Origin of the sequence: Streptococcus intermedius SK54 = ATCC 27335 (assembly GCF_000413475.1) — a bacterium.
Taxonomy (GTDB): Bacteria; Bacillota; Bacilli; order Lactobacillales; family Streptococcaceae; genus Streptococcus; species Streptococcus intermedius.
Map to the genome: position 1 here is coordinate 352046 of NZ_ATFK01000001.1, position 17590 is coordinate 369635.

The window sequence follows — 17590 nt, forward strand, 5'->3', positions numbered from 1 at the left end:
AAAATACTTTATCAGTATGGAAAATTTTAAAGTCATTTATAAATGTAAATAATAAAAAAGGAGACTTTTCATATGAAAAAATGGAAAAAATATGCTCTGACCTCTACTAGTCTTTTAGCTTTGTCTGCAATGCTTGCAGGCTGTGGGAATCTGACTGGTAATAACCAAAAATCTTCTAAGACAGAGGATGGGAAAACAGTTCTTAAGATGTATCAAATTGGTGATAAACCAGAGAATCTTAAGGAGCTTCTAGCCAACGCTAATAAGATTATTGGGAAAAAAATCAATGCTAAATTAGAGATTCAGTATATTGGCTGGGGTGATTATGAACAAAAGATGAATGTTATCACTTCATCTGGTGAAAATTATGATATTGCTTTTGCACAAAACTATGTCATCAATGCCCAAAAAGGTGCGTATGCTGACCTGACAAAATTGTATCAAAAAGAAGGAAAGAAGCTATATGATTCCTTGGATCCAGCTTATATCAAAGGGAATACGATTAATGGCAAGATTTACGCTGTACCAGTCAATGCCAATGTAGCCTCTTCTCAAAATTTCGCTTTCAATGGTCCACTTCTTAAGAAATATGGTATTGGTGATGTTTCTAACATTCATTCCTACAAAGATTTGGAACCAGTTTTGAAAGCGGCTAAGGAAAAAGATCCAAAAGTAACACCATTTGCTATTGGTAAAAACTTTATTCCATCTGATAATTTTGATTATCCTATAACTAATAATCTTCCATTTGCGATTGATTTAGAAGGAGATAAGACGAAGATTGTCAACCGTTATGAGGTTCCTCGCTTCTTAGATAGTTTACGGACTATTCACAAATATTATAAAGCAGGATACATTCCAAAAGATGTTGCAACTAGTGACACTACATATGAATTGTCACAAGATACTTGGTTAGTCCAAGAACAAACCGTCGGACCTGCTGATTATGGAAATAGCTTGCTTTCACGCGTTGCAAATCGGAATATTAAAATCAGTCAATTGACAAAAAATTATAAGAAAAATCAAACGACACAAGTAGCAAACTTTGTCATTTCCAATAATTCTAAAAATAAAGCAAAAGCAATGGAATTACTGAACTTGCTTAATACCGATCCAGAGTTGCTGAACGGTTTGGTATATGGACCTAAAGGTAAAAATTGGGAAGACGTTGCTGGTAAAAAGAATCGAGTGAGAACACTGAAAGGCTATAATAACCGTACTCATATGTCCGGCTGGAATACAGGTAATAATTGGCTGCTTCACGTTGATGAAAAGGTAACAGATCAACAAATTAAAGATTCTAAAAAGATTCTTTCTGAGGCACCAGAATCACCAGCACTCGGATTCAACTTTAATGTAGATCCTGTAAAAGCTGAAGTATCTAGTATTACCAATACAATTAAAGAATATGCTACAGCAATCAATACAGGTACAGTTGATCCAGATGTTGAAATTCCTAAAATGATGGCAAAACTGAAATCAGAAGGTGCTTATGATAAAGTCATGAAAGAGTTTCAAAGACAATACGATAAATTCCTTGCTTCTAAAAAATAAGCTTAGATTAGCATATCTCCTTGGATTTATCTAAGGAGGTTTTTAGTTAGCAAAATTTTGAAATATCACAGAACAGTTCATCTTTATTTTAGGTTTTGTGGTAAATAGAAGAAAATCAAATGAGGAATAGTTGAGACTTAGCTATAATACTTCATTAATAGAGATAAGTGAAAGATTTGAAAATTTTTGAAAACGGTTAAAATATGGTATAATCATTTCATGTAGTAGATGATTTTACTGATAAGAATTGAGGAATAAAGAATGGGAAAATTGATTGAATTAATTTTTCAAAGAGTTTATATGGCTATGATAGCGACAGCGATTTTTTGGCTCTTAACATTGTCAGGTGGACTGTTTTTTGGACTTGCTCCAGCAGGAAGTACACTCATGACTCTCTTTCAGCAGTATCGCTATGATTATAAACGATATCATTGGCAGGAGGCGTGGACTGTATTCAAAAGCAATTTCGTATGTGCCAATCAAATTTTTTATAGTTTCTTTATAGTAGAAGGTGTTTTGTTTTATGGCATTTTTCTACTAGTGCAATTACCACATCAAACAATTCTGCATATTTTACTTGCAATTCTGGATTTAGTTTTCTTACTAGTTGCACCCTTATCATACGCTGTTTATTTAAAATTGCAAGTCTACTTTGAACTATCTTATAAAAATTGGTTCAAACTGGCTTTAATTGGTCCTTTTCTCAATATTTCAGCCGTATTAAAAGTTCTAGTGGGAACGATCTTATTATCAATTGCTGGTTATTATATACCTGCTTTACTCTTTTTTGTTTTTATTGGAGTCTGGCATTTTTTTATCAGCGATGTTTTAGAACCTATTTATCAAATAGTTCAGTCTAAATTAATCATGAAAGAACAATGAAAAAATTTTGGTTAAACTCATTATTAAAAGCCTATGCTGTGATTATGATTGTTATCATCGGCTGTCTAAGTTTCATTCTTTCTTATGTAGCTTGGCAGGGAAAGAAGCAGGAGATAGAACGAATTTCTCAGCAAGCTGCAACGAGATTGGTGGAAGAAGTTGAATATTATAATCGCCGTACTATTCAGTTAGCACAGAGCCTAGTGGAGAATCAAGCGAAGCTCGAAGGAGTTTATAAATATTTTACATTAAGCCCGGCAGAATATGCTAGTTGGCGTTTATCGGAGGATGTTCCAGACTATGTTCAGGTTTCTCTGCATCGAAATATTAATAATATCTATGTTGAAAATGATTTTGTAAAAGGTATTGATATTGCTTTAAAAGATTATAAGACAGTCTTTATATCTACACGAGAAACGAAGGGTGGAAAACAGATAGCGGCAGCAAAATTCAAACCAGCTGCTGATGCATTTCCGATTGCTATTTATGATAAAGCTGCGGGTCAAGTCATCGGAACAGTTTACATAACAGTTGATACGACTATTTTTAAAAATATAGTAGATAATACTAGGAGAGAAATCCCTCTTGTCGCTAGAATCACCTCATCCTATAACAAAGAAATAGCACACTTTGGTGAAAATCACCTGAGTAAAGATATTCGGTGGATAAAAAAAGAAACAGCTTATAATTATCTGATACAAGTAGCAGTTCCTTCGTTTTATATGTTTAATAGTATTCTTTCTAGTATTAGTCTGATTGTTCTTTCTGGTCTTGCGTTGGTTGTGATTTTATATTGGAGCTTGCAACGTATTTTTTTGAATTATCAAAGACAGGTTGTAGATATTGTAGATACGATTCAGGATATCACTCAGGGAGAAAACAACAAGCGAATTGATACTGCTACAAAAGAGCAAGAACTGCTGCTTATTGCAACGAATACCAATACTATGCTAAATAGTTTAGATAAAAATATCCGTGATATTTATCGGTTACAGCTTACTCAAAAGGATGCTAACATGCGTGCACTTCAGGCGCAAATTAATCCTCATTTTATGTACAATACATTGGAATTTATCCGCATGTATGCTGTTATGCAAAGCCAAGAAGAACTGGCGGATATTATTTATGAATTTAGCAGTTTGCTAAGAAATAATACTTCTAGTGAAACCAAGACAAGGCTGGAGGATGAGCTGAAATTTTGCCGTAAATATAGTTATCTCTGTATGGTACGTCATCCGAAGTCTGTTGCTTATGGTTTTAAAATAGATGAAGGACTAAAAGATATGTTGCTTCCTAAATTTAGTATTCAGCCTTTAGTAGAAAATTATTTTGCTCATGGAATTGATTATCGCAGAAAAGACAATGTCATCAGCGTTAAAGCAGTTAAAATAGCAGGTGCTGTCAGATTGTTGATTCAGGATAATGGTTGTGGAATGCCGCCCGAAAAATTAGCTCAGATTCAGCAAATGTTAGCTAATCGTCAGCTGCTTGGTATAGACAACGGAGAGATAAGAAAGTCTATTGGAATTGTGAATGTTCACGAGCGTTTCTTGCTCTTTTTCGGAGAACGGTATAACATTCAGATCGAATCCCGAAAAAATCAGGGAGTTACCTATACTATAGAAATTAAGGATGAATAGAGAAAACATTATGTACAAAGTATTGTTAGTTGATGATGAATACATGATTACAGAAGGGCTCAAAGTACTCATTCCTTTTGAAAATTGGAAGATGGAAGTTGTAGCGACTGCTAATGATGCAGAAACTGCTTTAAAATATATCAAAACAAATCCTGTGGATCTAGTTATTACAGATGTCAATATGCCAGGTATGAATGGGCTGGATATGATTGCTCAGATGAAGTCTTCTTTACCAAATGTTGCGTTCATTATTTTATCTGGTTATCAGGAATTTGAGTATGTTAAAACAGCTTTAAACTTACAAGTTGCGGACTATTTAGTGAAGCCAGTTAATAAACTGGAATTGGCAGCTATTTTAGAAAAATTATCCAAAAATTTTGAACAATCCTCTTACCATCAGATGGTGACTATTTTTCAAGATGATACTACAGAAGAAGAAATAGTTCACTTGCTAAAGGAAGTAGGGCCAATCTATCTAGGAGCTAGTACAAAAGCACAGGGTATCTTCTCTATTCCTTATCATAGTTCAGGGCAATCAATCTATCTTTTTCTTTCTCATCAAAAAGAAGAGAGTATCTATGAAGTTGAATTTTCAGCGCCCTATAAAGAACAAATTCAGCATTTCAAGCTCAATTTGGAAAAAACAATTTTTTATGGAACAATCAGTTTGAAGGTACAAAATCCACTTTTTAGCTACTATGAACCTATGTATCGGGTGATTATTCAAGGAAATATTCATCAAATTTTGGAAGAATTGGATTTGCTAAAAGAAATTATCCTAAAAAATACCCCGAAGGTTTCTATTACTAAGCAGTTGATGATCCAGTTTATCATGGATGTCTATCACCTTTTTGAACATTTGAAATCAGATGATATCACCAGTATTATCAAAGAAATTGAAGGGATGCACTCTTTTGATGAATTGTTAAGTTATATCAAGCTGCAGTTGCAAGATTTATTTGCTCAGTATCGGATGAATGAAAATGTAGCCAGTGTTTTAGAGGTTATTGGTCGTGATTACCAAACAGATTTGTCCTTGAAAGATATTAGTAAAGAGCTTTATATCAATCCAGTTTATCTAGGACAGTTGATTAAGCGCGAAACGGATTCAACCTTTGCTGAGTTACTTAATAAACAACGAATTAAGGCCGCCCAACAGCTTCTTTTATCCACTAATGATAGTATTGAGGATGTTTGTTATGCGGTGGGATACAGCAATGTCGGGTATTTTTACAAGGTTTTTCGCAAACTTTGTGGTAAATCTCCTAAAGCTTATCGCCGTCAGTCTAATAATAAAAGATAACAGTCATATTGTTGCTTTTTTGAAATTTCCTTTGAAAATACTGTAATAGGAACAAATGGGAGAGATAACTTTAAACTTGTGGAGGAGAAATTGAGTAAAAAATTAGAAAACATGAGTTTAGAAGAATTATGGCAATTGTTTCCCATATTTCTTGTAACACATAATAAAGAATGGGCGGATTGGTATGATGAGGAAGCAACCGCTATTTTGTCCCTGATACCAGCTAAATATATAGTAAGAATATCTCATATTGGTAGTACTGCTGTTCAAAATATATGGGCAAAGAATATAGTAGATATATTACTTGAGGTTCGATTAGCCGAAGAACTAGAAATAGTGAAAAATATTCTTGTTGAAAATAATTGGTTATGCATGAGTCAAAGTACACGACGAATCTCATTAAATAAAGGATACACGGAGCAAGGTTTTGCAGAAAAAGTCTTTCATCTTCACATTAGAGTTGTAGGGGATAATGATGAACTATATTTCAGAGATTACTTACGTGAGAATCATAATGTAGCGAAAGAATACGAACATCTAAAGCTGAACTTATGGAAGAAATTTGAACATGATAGAGACGGCTACACTGATGCAAAGCGTGAGTTTGTTAAACGATACACTAAAATTGCAAAAGAAAAATTTATAGGAAGATATTAAAATAGACACGAGCGCCGTGATCGTGCTTTTAAGTTGAGTTTTTATACTGTAGCGTTTATAAATCTATATATAAATAAAAAGAAAGCTCTATAATATCCAAATGGAGTTACCCACTATAGAAATTATAGAGCCTTATTATTGATAGCGAGTAGCTTGAAGACAGCTGCTCTTTTTGTTGGTTTACTTCATTGTAGGGAAAAGCAATACGTCACGAATAGAAGTGACATCTGTCAACAGCATAATTAAGCGGTCAATTCCAATTCCGAGGCCTCCAGTTGGTGGCATGCCGTATTCAAGAGCTTCTACGTAATCGTAGTCAATGCCAGTTGCTTCGTCATCTCCGAGTTCCTTAGCTTTGGCTTGCGCTTCAAAACGCGATAATTGGTCAATTGGGTCGTTCAACTCTGTAAAGGCGTTGGCAAATTCGCGTCCAACGATAAAGAGCTCAAAGCGGTCTGTAAAGCGTGGGTCATCTGCATTTTTCTTAGCAAGAGGTGAAACTTCAACTGGATGCCCATAGATAAATGTAGGCTGAATTAAGGTATCTTCAACAAAGTCTTCAAAGAAAGCATTGATAATATGACCAACTGTAAAATGCTTTTCAACCGTTACATGATGTTCCTTAGCTAGTGCAGTAGCCTCTTCGAGAGTCATTTCTTTCCAGAAATCAATACCCGTCTGCTCTTTAATGGCTTCTAGCATATGTTTACGTGCAAACTTGCGACCGATAAAGATTTCAGTACCTTGATAAGGGACACTTTCGGCATCTGTAACAGCTTTAGCTGCACTTTGGATAATCCCTTCTGTCAAGTCCATGATATCCTCAAAATCCGCATAAGCCTGATAAGCTTCAATTGTAGTAAATTCAGGATTGTGAGTGGCATCCATTCCTTCGTTACGGAAAATGCGTCCCATTTCATAAACACGTTCCATACCACCAACAATTAGACGTTTTAAGTGCAATTCAGTCGCGATACGAAGCACCATATCAATATTTTGTGCATTGTGATGAGTAATAAATGGACGAGCAGCAGCACCACCAGCTTCATTATGTAGTACAGGTGTTTCAACTTCAAGGAATCCTTGGTTATCAAGATAACGGCGAATTTCTGAAACGATACGACTGCGAGTTACGAAGCGTTCAAAGCTTTCCCGATTGGAAATTAAATCCAAATAACGCTTACGATAAATCGTTTCAACGTCTGTTAGTCCATGGAATTTTTCTGGTAATGGACGAAGTGCTTTAGAGAGGTGTGTGATGTGAGTTGCTTTGATTGACAACTCTCCCATATCTGTGCGCATAACCTCACCTTCAATACCAAGGAAGTCCCCAATATCTGCTTTTTTGAAAATTTGATAATTTTCTTCACCAACAGTATCTTTTCTGACATAGATTTGAATTTGACCTTCACGGTCTTGGATATGAGCAAAACCGACTTTGCCTTTCCCGCGCTTGGTCATAAGCCGTCCCGCAATGGTAGCAGTTTCCGCTAATTCATGTAGTTCTTCTTTTGTTTTATCACTATATTTTTCTTTTAATTGGGCAGAATCTGCAGTACGTTCAAAACGTTTACCAAAAGGGTCAATACCTTGTTCTGCTAAAGCGGTCATTTTTTCACGACGAATCAGTTGCTGGTCATTTAATTCTTCAATATGTTCAGTAGTCATATTCTTCCTCCTAAAGTTTACCTTCCTCATTCTATCATAAATAAGGCAGAAATTCACCTATAAATAAAGAAAAACCGTGATTTTATACGCTCACAGTTTCAATTGTTTCTAAGTGGTCAAGATTGTTCCAATCAAGAAGTGTAAAATGTTCAAAATCTTGTGTTTCAAGAATAGTGACACTTCCATTGGCAAGGCCTCCCTGCTGACGCAGTTGAGCAAAGTCATACCCTAATAACAAGCGTAAAGAAGCCGTTAAATTAGCTCCATGACCAACAAAAAGAAGATTATCATAAGAATATCCATTTTGTGATTTGATGAAGTCTATTGTACGTCGTGTAGTATTATAGACCGATTCTGCACCAAAAATAGAGTTGTTGAATTTTGCCAAATTATGACGAAAAGCTTGCATCTGATGAGGATAGATGGCGGTAATTGTAGAGATTTTCTGTCCTTCTAGAGAGCCAAGTTGCCATTCGCGTAGCTCTGTATGTGGTTCAACAACTGATGAATATTGATTTTCACTACAGATAATCTGTGCGGTTGCCATTGCGCGTGGTAAATCACTTGAAAAAACCTTATCAAATTTGATATGAGACATATGTTTTCCAAGCAAGTGTAGTTCTTTGATAGAAGTTTCAAGTAGTGGTGAGTCACCATTGGCTCCTTGAAATCGCCCTTCCAAATTCCATTGAGTTTTTCCGTGTCGAACGAAGTAGAGTTTCATGCAGTTTCCTTTCTGAATGGTATCTTAGTTTTCTTTTAAATCTGCAAAGTCTGCCTCAACAAAATCAGCTAAATCCTTTGCGCTAATTTCAATACTGTGTCCTAATTCTCCAGCTGATACGATAATAGTCTCACGTGTTAAAGCTGAATGATCAATATAAATTGGGAAATGGTGCTTTTGTCGAATGCCGACAGGATTATTTGCACCATGAATGTAACCAGTTGTTTTTTCCAAATCCTTCTGTGGGATCATACTTACTTTTTTGTTACCAGATAGTTTGGCTAGTTTCTTTTCTGAAAGATGTTCTGTAATGGGCAGGATGCCAATGATAACACCTGTTTTATCACCTGTTAGGGCTAATGTCTTATAAATCTGTGAACGATCTATTTCTTCAGGTAATTCTCCTCCTAAAGCATTAATTTGAAGCCCTTTGTGGCTGATTTTAGCTTTCGTCAAGATTTGTTCGACCAAGGTTTTCTTGATTTTTGTTTTTTTAGCCATTATTTATACTTTTCCTCCAATTGGCTCATCCAAGCACCCAGCCAAGTTCCCAAACCAAAGAAGAAGGCAGCAGTAACTAAAGTGATGATGGAAGTATTAGCATAATGAATACTTTCACTGTTCCCAGGATTTGGTACCAAGATGAGAATGGTACTTGACAAGACAATACCGATGATAAAATGATAGACTCGAGAATGATAATTTTCTAAAGCATAATGCATAGATTTTGAAAAAATTACAAGTGCGAGAAGACCGCCAATTCCGATTGGTAAAAAAGTTCCTAAAATATCTAAAGATTTGAAACCGATTAGCATAGGAGAATACAGTCCCAAAATTAAAAGTAAATTTGAAGGACTCAAGCCTGGAACGAGAATTCCTAGTGCAATTAGCGCACCAGCTAAAATAAATGTCAAGAAATTTGCAGGTAAAGTTCCAACGAAACTATTGAGAAAATATAGGCAAATACCAGAAATGAGAAAGGTAGTAAGGAACCAAATAACATCGGTTCGATCACGATCAGATTCTCTGATAGATTCGTTTAATAAACTTGGAATTGTGCCAATAATTGCACCTGCAAATCCCCATAAAACAATGATTTTATAGTGTTCTAATAGATATTCAACTGGTAAGGAAAATAGTGCAATTCCTAACACCGTTCCAATACCAACAGGTAAAAAATAAAGCACATTATCCCGAAAATTTTCCCTTATATGCGCTAAAAAATAAATCATCCGCTCGTAAATTCCCAAAATAGCAGCTAAAACTCCACCAGATACCCCGGGGAGAATAAATCCTAGCGCGATGATAATTCCCTTTAAAATTCTTATCAACCAAGAAATCATCCATTACTCCCTAAACTTTTCTATGCTAGTTATTATATCATATTTAGAAATAAGAAAGTAGTGATAACTGGACAAGAAGAAGAGAAAAGATTTGTAAAATTTTTGCTTAAATTGCTTAAAATAGATAATTCTTCTTACTGTCTACATGCTTAATTTCACGAATTATGTTCTCGTTCATTTTGTCTGTGTGTCACAACAATAAAAGTAATTGTAAAGAGGAGCATTAGAATGAAATAGATTGGCAAACTGTTGCTGGTTAAGGTAGTAATTTCGATGTATTTTTGCAGGATAATGGCTGTTCCGAAGAAGCCAATGAGTGACCAGAGAATAAGTAAGATTCGCCAGATATTAAGTGGCAGACAGGCACGGACAACGGAGAGAAAGCCAATAGAGCCTAATAAATAATAAAGTAGAGTTGATATTTCTACTTGTGACCAACCATGTAATCCGCCAAAAATATTGACAAATAAAACGCTAAAGACAACCATTAGTCCGCTTGGTAGAGCTTTAAAAATGGCTTTTTTGAGAAAGTCGGGTTCGACTGGTTTGATATTGCGCTCAAAGGTGAGGACAAATGGTGGTAAACCTTCTACAAATTGGTCAATCAAGGTAATTTGAACCGGGATAAATGGAAAGATTAGAAGCCACTCAGCTCGTCCCAGTAAGATACTGGAAATACAAATAATCGTTAAAATAAATGAATAAGTTGTTTTAATGAGGAAAATTGGTGCAATGCGGGCAATGTTATTGACCACCCGCCGCCCTTCAAAGAGGATTTCAGGGACATCGTTAAAATCAGAATTCAGCAAGACGAGATTGGCAACTTGTCGTGTTGCCGGATCACCTTCAGACATAGCAATGGAGCAGTCTGCTTCCCGCAAGGCTAGAATATCATTGACTCCGTCACCAGTCATAGCTGTGGTGTATCCTGTTTTTTTCAAAGTTTGAATAATGAGCTTCTTTTGATGAGGAGAAACACGACCAAAAATAGCCGTTTTTTCTGTCAGATCAATCAATTCTTGGTCTGATATTTTTGAACAATCAACATAACTTTGGTAATTTTCAAAGCCTGCTTTTGCAGCAATATTGGATACAGTAATTGGATTATCACCTGAGATGATTTTTAAACCAACTTTTTGCGAGCGTAAGTATTCTAAAGTGTCAGCTACTCCTTCACGAATTGGATCTGTAATTTCTAAAATAGCAATAGGTTGAATGGCGCTTGGTAAGTGGATGTGTTTGTGGTCAATATGTTCAGAACTAATGGCTAAAGCAAGTACGCGTGAACCTCGCATTTGGGCTTCCTGTGCTTGCCTGATTTCTTCCTGAAAGAGTATTTCAGGTGCGCCAAGAAAGACAGTCCCTAAGTTCGACATTTCCATGGCCCCCCATTTACGATCACTAGAAAATGGGATAATGTTGCTAGTTTGGTAATTTGACGATTTTGTAAATTGTTTGCGGATAGCTTGTGCAGTAGGATTATTGTCGTCACTTGCCGCAATATAAGCACTAAGAATATCAGCAATTGCTTGTTCTGAAAAATCTTGTGTGAGCGGGGTGACTCTTTCAACATGCATTTTACCTTGGGTAATCGTACCTGTTTTATCGAGACAGAGCATATCAACACGAGCAAGTGTCTCGACTGAGTACATTTCCTGTACAAGGACTTTTCGTAAACCCAGCTTGATGACAGCTGTTAAAAGAGAAGTAATCGTTAAAAGAGCAATTCCTTTTGGTAGCATTCCTAGAAGAGCCGTTGAGGTATTGACAACTGAGTCTTTGACAGGTAAATGTTTTACCAAGAGAGCTTCTAGAAAGAGCGCAATTCCGAAAGGGATAATGATTTTTCCTGTAAAACCTGCAATTTTGTCCATGGATTTCATGATACGAGAATTGATTGGTTTGACAGTCTTAGCCTCTAGCATCAGTTTAGAAGCATAGTTATCAGATCCAACATGGGTGATTTCAGCTACTACATGACCACTGACAAGAAAGCTTCCTGAGAGAAGCTGATCTCCAATTTCCTTTTGTACAAGGTCACTTTCTCCTGTTAACATAGCTTCGTTGACTTCTGCAAAACCATCTAAAACAGTTGCGTCACTTGGAATTTGTTCCCCTGCAGTTAAGCGAATGACATCATTTAGAACCAAATTTTCTGGATCAATAGGGGTGGTTTGCCCATCACGGATAACGTTAATTTTTTCTTTATTTAGGAGATTGAGCTTATCGACCATGTGCTTAGCGCGCAATTCGGTGACAATTCCAGAAAAAGCATTAAAGCAGATAACAGCGAAGAAAACTAAGTTGCTCCATGCTTGAACAGAAACGAGAGCGACAGCGATTGCAAAATTTAACGCATTAAATAGCGTAAAAACATTACGCTTGATGATTAGCCAAGTGCTGATACTTGTATTGACTGTAAAATCATTAGTGAGTCCTTGTGTAATTTTTTCTTGGACTTGCTGGTGGGTTAATCCCGTAAATTCTTTCGTGTTCATGAGGATAATCATACCATTTTTTTAGTAAAATTTCTAATAGAATCTATTCCGACGTGACAGTTTTATGTTGAAAAAGTTTGCGAGCAGGCATTTGATAAGGTATAATGGAAGAAATAAGAAGGGAGAGCCGATGTTTTATAGATATTTGAGAAGATTGGTGATGTTGATTTTATGGGCTTTAAATGGCAATGTACACTACCACCATTTGGAGAATATTCCAGATCAAGAGGAAAATTATATCTTAGTTGCTCCGCACCGTACATGGTGGGATCCAGTCTATATGGCTTTCGCTACAAGACCCAAGCAATTTATTTTTATGGCAAAAAAAGAATTATTCACGAATCGCGTTTTTGGTTGGTGGATTCGGATGTGTGGTGCTTTTCCGATTGACCGTGAAAATCCTGGAGCATCCGCTATCAAATACCCTGTAAAAATGCTGAAATCAAGCAATCGCTCGTTGATTATGTTTCCAAGTGGAAGTCGGCATTCGACAGATGTTAAGGGCGGTGTAGCCCTGATTGCGAAAATGGCAAAGGTACGGATTCTTCCAGTCGTTTATGTTGGTCCAATGCATTTGAAAGGATTGGCAAAAGGTGAACGTGTAGACATGGATTTTGGACATCCGATTGATATTTCAGACATCAAAAAGATGAATGATGAAGGCGTGGAAGAAGTAGCACGTCGCATTCAGACAGCATTTGATCGTTTAGATGCAGAAGTAGCAGCTCTTGAAGTGAAAAAAAGTCCGAATATATTATTGCTGTTGCCACGTTTGATTGCCCTCTTACTATCCCTTGTTGTTGGCTTGTTGACATTTGTTTTTAGTTTTATCGCAAGCTTTGTTTGGGATCCTGAAAAGCATAGAAAATAAAATCTCTTATGGAGGATGATAACTATACACCTATCTGGATAGCAGCAATCGTACAGAATGAAATGTAATTTGTATATCTGTTGGCAAAGTAAGTTTATCAAACATCTGATCTATGTTTCTAAAAGGAGCCTCTATGAAAATAGCAGTTTTGTTGTATCCAGCGTGCTCATTGCAGGAAATCACAACTTTGACATCAACGCTTTGTCTTTCTTTTGGGCAGTCTTTGGACTATCTTGCTTCAGAAAAGAAAATTTATACAAGTGAAGAAGGATTACAAGTTATTCCGGATTTTACTTTTAAAGAAGTTCAAGGTGTAGTGTATGATTGTATCATATTGCCAGGTACACAGGAGCCTTTTGTTAGTCTTTATGATTCTAGACTCATCTCTTTTTTGAAAAATGTAGATATCAAGCGAACAATAGTAGCTGCTATTTCTTCGTCACCTATGTTTTTGGGAAAAGCTGGTTTATTGAGAAATCGATATTATACAGGCGGTTTATATATGGAGTTGGTAGACTATTTTTCTTTTTTGGAAAAAGAAAATATGCTCCATCAGCCAGTTGTAAAAGATAAGAATGTTATCACAGCTATTGGATTTGCCTATACAACATTTTCTCAGACTGTTTTGGATACTTTGGGATTAGAATTACCGAGCGATTTCTTTTTGAGAAAAAATTTCTACAGCCCAGAGGAGTTAACTTATCATTTAGAAGTAAGTGATTACCAAAAAATACTGCAAAAAATCTCACAATATGAACAATGTACCCAGGAATGATTTCCTGGGTATTTATTGTAAATGTTAGGACAAAAAGAATAATTAATACATAAATTATACATGAAAGCGCTTGCTAAAATAGATTTAAAATAGTATACTAAATTTAAGGTATACGGTTTTAAAAAGGTGATAAGAGTGTGTATCGCTCTTATTTATAAAAAGTTGATGTATTCAACATGCAATGATAAAAGGAGAAATATATGAAAAAATTTATTTTTCGTTTAACAATTTTGTTATCTGCTCTCTTTCTCTTTCCTTTCCAAGTAGTTGAAGCTTGTACAGGTTTTATTGTTGGGAAGAACTTGACAGCAGATGGTTCGACTTTGTATGGTCGTACAGAGGATTTGGAGCCTCATCATAATAAAGTTTATAAAGTCCATCCAGCTAAGGACAATAAAGCAGGTGCAAAGCTGATTGATGAAGCCAATGGTTTTGAATGGCAGTTACCTGCTCGGAGTTATAAATACACTTCGGTTTCAGACGTCACGCCAAAAGAAGGTATTTTTGACGAAGTAGGCTTCAATGAACATGGAGTATCTATATCAGCCACTGTTTCTGCAAAAGCAAATAAAGCTATTCAAAAAGTTGATCCTTATGTAAAAAAAGGTTTAGCAGAATCTATTATGACTACAGTCGTTTTACCACATGTCAAAACGGCTCGTGAAGGTGTGGAACTCATCGCGGAGATTGTCAAAAAGCAAGGTGCTGCTGAAGGTAATATTGTGACAATTGCGGATAAGACGGGTGTTTGGTACATGGAAATCCTCTCTGGCCACCAATATGTTGCCATTAAGTATCCCGATGATAAATATAGTGTTTTCCCTAATACTTTCTTCTTAGGAAGTGTTGATTTTAATGACAAGAAAAATGTCATTGCTTCAGAAAATGTAGAAAAAGTAGCACGTGATGCTCATTCTTATAAAGAAATCAATGGCAAGTTTCATATCTCCCAATCTTATAATCCACCAATGTCAGAGGCAGATCGTTCGCGTGCTTGGGCAGGTATTAAGGCTTTAAATCCAGATGCACCGATCAATTATGATGATAAATATTTTGATTTGTTGCAATCTAGTAATAAAAAAATTAGCGTTGCAGATGTGATGCGGATGCAGCGGAATCGTTTTGAAGGAACACAATTCAAACCACTAGACCAAATGGAATTAGATGGTAAAGGGATTCCTCAACGTGGAAAAGTAGATCCAGTCTATAAATATCCGCTTGGCAATCCAAACGTAATGGAAGCACACATTTTCCAATTGAAAGATAATATCCCTGCCAGCATGGGTGGTGGTACGATGTGGCTTTCCGTTGGAAGTCCTCGTTTCGCTCCATACCTACCATATTATGGAAATATTACCAATACGTATTCAGCTTACCAAGTTGATACAACGAAGTACGATAAAAATTCGTGGTATTGGGTTGCATCTCACATTTACGATATGGCGGCCAAACACCAAAAATTATTTGGCAATAGTGTACAGGAAAAATGGAAAGCTTTAGAAGCACAATGGATTGAAGAACAAGCTAAGGCTGATGAACAATATGCGGCTGCAGGTGGGGCTTCGCCAGAGGAAGTGACTACAGCTAGTATGGCACGTGCGGAGAAAGTCTTTAAAGAAATGAAAGCTCTAGAAGCTGAAATGGAAGAAAAAATCAAAAATGAGCAAACACCACCAAGCTCTAGTTCAGGACCATCTTCAAGTTCTCCGGATTCTGAAAAACCAAAACCAAGCGAAACTTCTGACACCTTAATGGATACCGCTACAGGTGTTCGCTTACAAAATGCAGATTTAGTGAAGGCTAAGCTAAAATTAGCAGTTAAAAAGACGATTGAAGAAAATGCAGATAGCTATGATATTACCTTAACTAATCCGAAAGGTAAAGTGGTATCACAAGTCAGCTCAACAGTAGTGACAGTACCAGTAAAGAAAGGCGCTACTGTGGAATCTGTTTATGCTATGAAAGACGGCAAACAAGAAGAAAAGTTTGATTTTGTTCTTAACAACGATCAAACGATTAGTTTTAAAACAACACACTTTTCTATCTACAAGATTCATTATAAAGTTGTAAAAGAAGCACCAAAACAAAATAAACATGGATTCCTTCCATCAACTGGTGAAAAGGTAACATTTCTTGGATTGGTAGGAGTCGTTATTTTAGGAATTGTTATCTTCATTCTAGCAAAACGATCAAAAAAGAATAAATAGTTGAATAGATTAGCGATAGCCTAATAAAACTAATAACCCCCAAAGTTGGACAAGAAATGTTCTCTTTGGGGGTTTTATATGTAATAGATAGTTGCATAAATTGACAGTAATCATACTAAAATTGACGACCATACTTATCAAAATGACGTAATTGAGTCACAATACAAATGAAAGGAGAAGAGTGTATGAAGCTAGAAAATCGATTAAAAGAGCTTCGAGCGCGAGAGCTGAAAAATTCAGAAACAATTGGAATCACAAACTAAAAATGAGTAACTTTATCAGAAGAGGTTTAAAACTCTGGAGCATAGTACAATTTCGCTAGATGTGATGACAATTTAAAAATTTTTTGGTATACTAACATCATTTAGGTTAACCATTACTAGAAATAGTCTTTCAATTTAAGGTAGCTTATTTCTTTATGTAACACTTGCTTTATCTTGTATGGGCAATCTTATTTCCAAATGACTAAAGCAGATTTGCCATTTTAAATTGCCAATTGTTACATTTCCTGAAGATGTGTTAGCCTTGATGAAGATTGATGATGAAGCGGAATGGGAAGCGTATTATGAGCAAAGCTTTTCAGCTAAATCAATTTGTTTTACCAGCGTTCTATGTCATCTTGTTGTCCATTTCACTTCTATTACGTGAAATTCAATACTTTAATTAATAATTGTGGTATTCTTCACCTTTACATCAATATGATGAATATCTCTATGGTGAAGAGTTCTTTCAAATAAATAGCCATTCTAAGGAGAATCATTGATGAAAAAAATAGCCCATATTGGACTTGGAATTTTAAAATTATTAGGACTAATTATTTTAGTCATAGCTGTCAATAGCATCCCCATGTTATTTTTAGCTAAAGGACAAAATCTACCAATTTATGCAGAAATTTTGTTCGTTTTGGTATATCTTGTGATTGTGTTTTTTGCTATTCGTACTTTATGGAAGAGATACCAGACTCATGCCTCAGAGAATGTGAAGAGTTTGTCTTTTTCATGGGGAGATTTTGGAAAAGCCTTGTTATTCTTTTTAGCGGCAAGAGTGGTAGCAGTAGTTGGGACTTATCTAAATATCTTTTTAACAGGGCAAAGAACTACCAGCAACGATAACGCTTTACAAAGTCTAGGAAAAATTATGTCAGTTGATCACATCTTTTTTGCTTTGTTATATGTTGTAACAGTGGCACTAATAGCACCAGTGATTGAAGAATTGGTATTCCGTGGCTTTGCGACAAGGTTTTTCTTTGGAAAGAGTCAAAAACCAGCAGCAGCTATTGTGACATCCATCATCTTTGCACTTCCTCACATCTCAAAATGGACAGAATTTCCACTTTACTTTTCGATGGGGTTAGTCCTTTATGCCGCTTTTGCACGTCGGGAAAATCTGAAAGATTCAATGGTTGTGCATATTTTAAACAATACACCAGCAGCTCTAGTTATGCTGTTTGCGATGTTTCGATAGTGGT

General features: G+C 35.9%; 14 protein-coding genes. 9 read left to right on the plus strand and 5 right to left on the minus strand.

The genetic code is table 11. The annotated features are described in order from the left end of the window. The first annotated feature begins 72 nt into the window (after nucleotides 1-72). The 5 genes from HMPREF1654_RS01690 (at nucleotide 73) to HMPREF1654_RS01710 (ending at nucleotide 6036) form a co-directional block, all read left to right on the plus strand. Entirely contained in the window at nucleotides 73-1554 is a 1482-nt protein-coding gene (locus tag HMPREF1654_RS01690) for an ABC transporter substrate-binding protein (protein WP_016670364.1), read from the plus strand. 261 nt (nucleotides 1555-1815) lie between these two features. Beyond that, the gene (locus HMPREF1654_RS01695) at nucleotides 1816-2436 is read left to right on the plus strand and encodes a DUF624 domain-containing protein (RefSeq protein ID WP_003073185.1); all 621 of its coding nucleotides are present in this window, start codon (nucleotides 1816-1818) and stop codon (nucleotides 2434-2436) included. Continuing rightward, nucleotides 2433-4076 (plus strand): sensor histidine kinase, encoded by a 1644-nt coding sequence (locus HMPREF1654_RS01700; RefSeq protein WP_004233787.1) that lies wholly within the window; start codon nucleotides 2433-2435, stop codon nucleotides 4074-4076. The genes HMPREF1654_RS01695 and HMPREF1654_RS01700 overlap by 4 nt, the downstream gene beginning before the upstream one ends. Before the next feature lie 10 nt (nucleotides 4077-4086). After that, nucleotides 4087-5379, plus strand: a complete 1293-nt coding sequence (locus HMPREF1654_RS01705; protein WP_004233843.1) for a response regulator transcription factor — start codon at nucleotides 4087-4089, stop codon at nucleotides 5377-5379. Between the two features lie 90 nt (nucleotides 5380-5469). Then, nucleotides 5470-6036 (plus strand): GrpB family protein, encoded by a 567-nt coding sequence (locus HMPREF1654_RS01710; RefSeq protein ID WP_004233983.1) that lies wholly within the window; start codon nucleotides 5470-5472, stop codon nucleotides 6034-6036. Between the two features lie 180 nt (nucleotides 6037-6216). On the opposite strand, the gene lysS is transcribed toward HMPREF1654_RS01710, so the two are convergent. The 5 genes from lysS to HMPREF1654_RS01735 form a co-directional block, all read right to left on the minus strand. Then, entirely contained in the window at nucleotides 6217-7704 is a 1488-nt protein-coding gene (lysS, locus tag HMPREF1654_RS01715) for a lysine--tRNA ligase (RefSeq protein WP_004233909.1), read from the minus strand. A gap of 82 nt (nucleotides 7705-7786) precedes the next feature. After that, nucleotides 7787-8428, minus strand: coding sequence for a histidine phosphatase family protein (locus tag HMPREF1654_RS01720; RefSeq protein ID WP_004233994.1), 642 nt, complete (start codon nucleotides 8426-8428; stop codon nucleotides 7787-7789). A gap of 24 nt (nucleotides 8429-8452) precedes the next feature. After that, nucleotides 8453-8929, minus strand: coding sequence for an aminoacyl-tRNA deacylase (locus tag HMPREF1654_RS01725; RefSeq protein WP_004233944.1), 477 nt, complete (start codon nucleotides 8927-8929; stop codon nucleotides 8453-8455). Then, a complete protein-coding gene (locus tag HMPREF1654_RS01730; protein ID WP_003073165.1) occupies nucleotides 8929-9771 on the minus strand; it encodes a DUF368 domain-containing protein in 843 nt (280 codons plus the stop codon). Before HMPREF1654_RS01730 ends, HMPREF1654_RS01725 begins: the two co-directional genes overlap by 1 nt. A gap of 155 nt (nucleotides 9772-9926) precedes the next feature. Next, nucleotides 9927-12281 (minus strand): cation-translocating P-type ATPase, encoded by a 2355-nt coding sequence (locus HMPREF1654_RS01735; RefSeq protein ID WP_014829622.1) that lies wholly within the window; start codon nucleotides 12279-12281, stop codon nucleotides 9927-9929. Nucleotides 12282-12399: 118 nt separating this feature from the next. Between HMPREF1654_RS01735 and HMPREF1654_RS01740 the strand changes: the two genes are divergently transcribed. From HMPREF1654_RS01740 to HMPREF1654_RS01760, 4 genes are all read left to right on the plus strand, one after another. After that, a complete protein-coding gene (locus HMPREF1654_RS01740; protein ID WP_004233985.1) occupies nucleotides 12400-13140 on the plus strand; it encodes a lysophospholipid acyltransferase family protein in 741 nt (246 codons plus the stop codon). A gap of 133 nt (nucleotides 13141-13273) precedes the next feature. Further along, the gene (locus HMPREF1654_RS01745) at nucleotides 13274-13915 is read left to right on the plus strand and encodes a DJ-1/PfpI family protein (protein ID WP_004233958.1); all 642 of its coding nucleotides are present in this window, start codon (nucleotides 13274-13276) and stop codon (nucleotides 13913-13915) included. Between the two features lie 200 nt (nucleotides 13916-14115). Beyond that, entirely contained in the window at nucleotides 14116-16122 is a 2007-nt protein-coding gene (locus HMPREF1654_RS01750) for a C69 family dipeptidase (protein ID WP_004233942.1), read from the plus strand. Nucleotides 16123-16884: 762 nt separating this feature from the next. Further along, the gene (locus HMPREF1654_RS01760; RefSeq protein ID WP_004233824.1) at nucleotides 16885-17586 is read left to right on the plus strand and encodes a CPBP family intramembrane glutamic endopeptidase; all 702 of its coding nucleotides are present in this window, start codon (nucleotides 16885-16887) and stop codon (nucleotides 17584-17586) included. Nucleotides 17587-17590 lie beyond the last annotated feature (4 nt).

Excerpts from the sequence above, each read along its gene's own strand:
- HMPREF1654_RS01760 (WP_004233824.1), top strand. The coding sequence starts at position 16,885 with ATGAAAAAAATAGCCCATATTGGACTTGGAATTTTAAAATTATTAGGA.
- HMPREF1654_RS01695 (WP_003073185.1), top strand. The coding sequence starts at position 1,816 with ATGGGAAAATTGATTGAATTAATTTTTCAAAGAGTTTATATGGCTATG.
- HMPREF1654_RS01740 (WP_004233985.1), top strand. The coding sequence starts at position 12,400 with ATGTTTTATAGATATTTGAGAAGATTGGTGATGTTGATTTTATGGGCT.
- HMPREF1654_RS01730 (WP_003073165.1), bottom strand. The coding sequence starts at position 9,771 with ATGATTTCTTGGTTGATAAGAATTTTAAAGGGAATTATCATCGCGCTA.
- lysS (WP_004233909.1), bottom strand. The coding sequence starts at position 7,704 with ATGACTACTGAACATATTGAAGAATTAAATGACCAGCAACTGATTCGT.
- HMPREF1654_RS01700 (WP_004233787.1), top strand. The coding sequence starts at position 2,433 with ATGAAAAAATTTTGGTTAAACTCATTATTAAAAGCCTATGCTGTGATT.
- HMPREF1654_RS01720 (WP_004233994.1), bottom strand. The coding sequence starts at position 8,428 with ATGAAACTCTACTTCGTTCGACACGGAAAAACTCAATGGAATTTGGAA.
- HMPREF1654_RS01750 (WP_004233942.1), top strand. The coding sequence starts at position 14,116 with ATGAAAAAATTTATTTTTCGTTTAACAATTTTGTTATCTGCTCTCTTT.
- HMPREF1654_RS01690 (WP_016670364.1), top strand. The coding sequence starts at position 73 with ATGAAAAAATGGAAAAAATATGCTCTGACCTCTACTAGTCTTTTAGCT.
- HMPREF1654_RS01745 (WP_004233958.1), top strand. The coding sequence starts at position 13,274 with ATGAAAATAGCAGTTTTGTTGTATCCAGCGTGCTCATTGCAGGAAATC.
- HMPREF1654_RS01725 (WP_004233944.1), bottom strand. The coding sequence starts at position 8,929 with ATGGCTAAAAAAACAAAAATCAAGAAAACCTTGGTCGAACAAATCTTG.
- HMPREF1654_RS01705 (WP_004233843.1), top strand. The coding sequence starts at position 4,087 with ATGTACAAAGTATTGTTAGTTGATGATGAATACATGATTACAGAAGGG.
- HMPREF1654_RS01735 (WP_014829622.1), bottom strand. The coding sequence starts at position 12,281 with ATGATTATCCTCATGAACACGAAAGAATTTACGGGATTAACCCACCAG.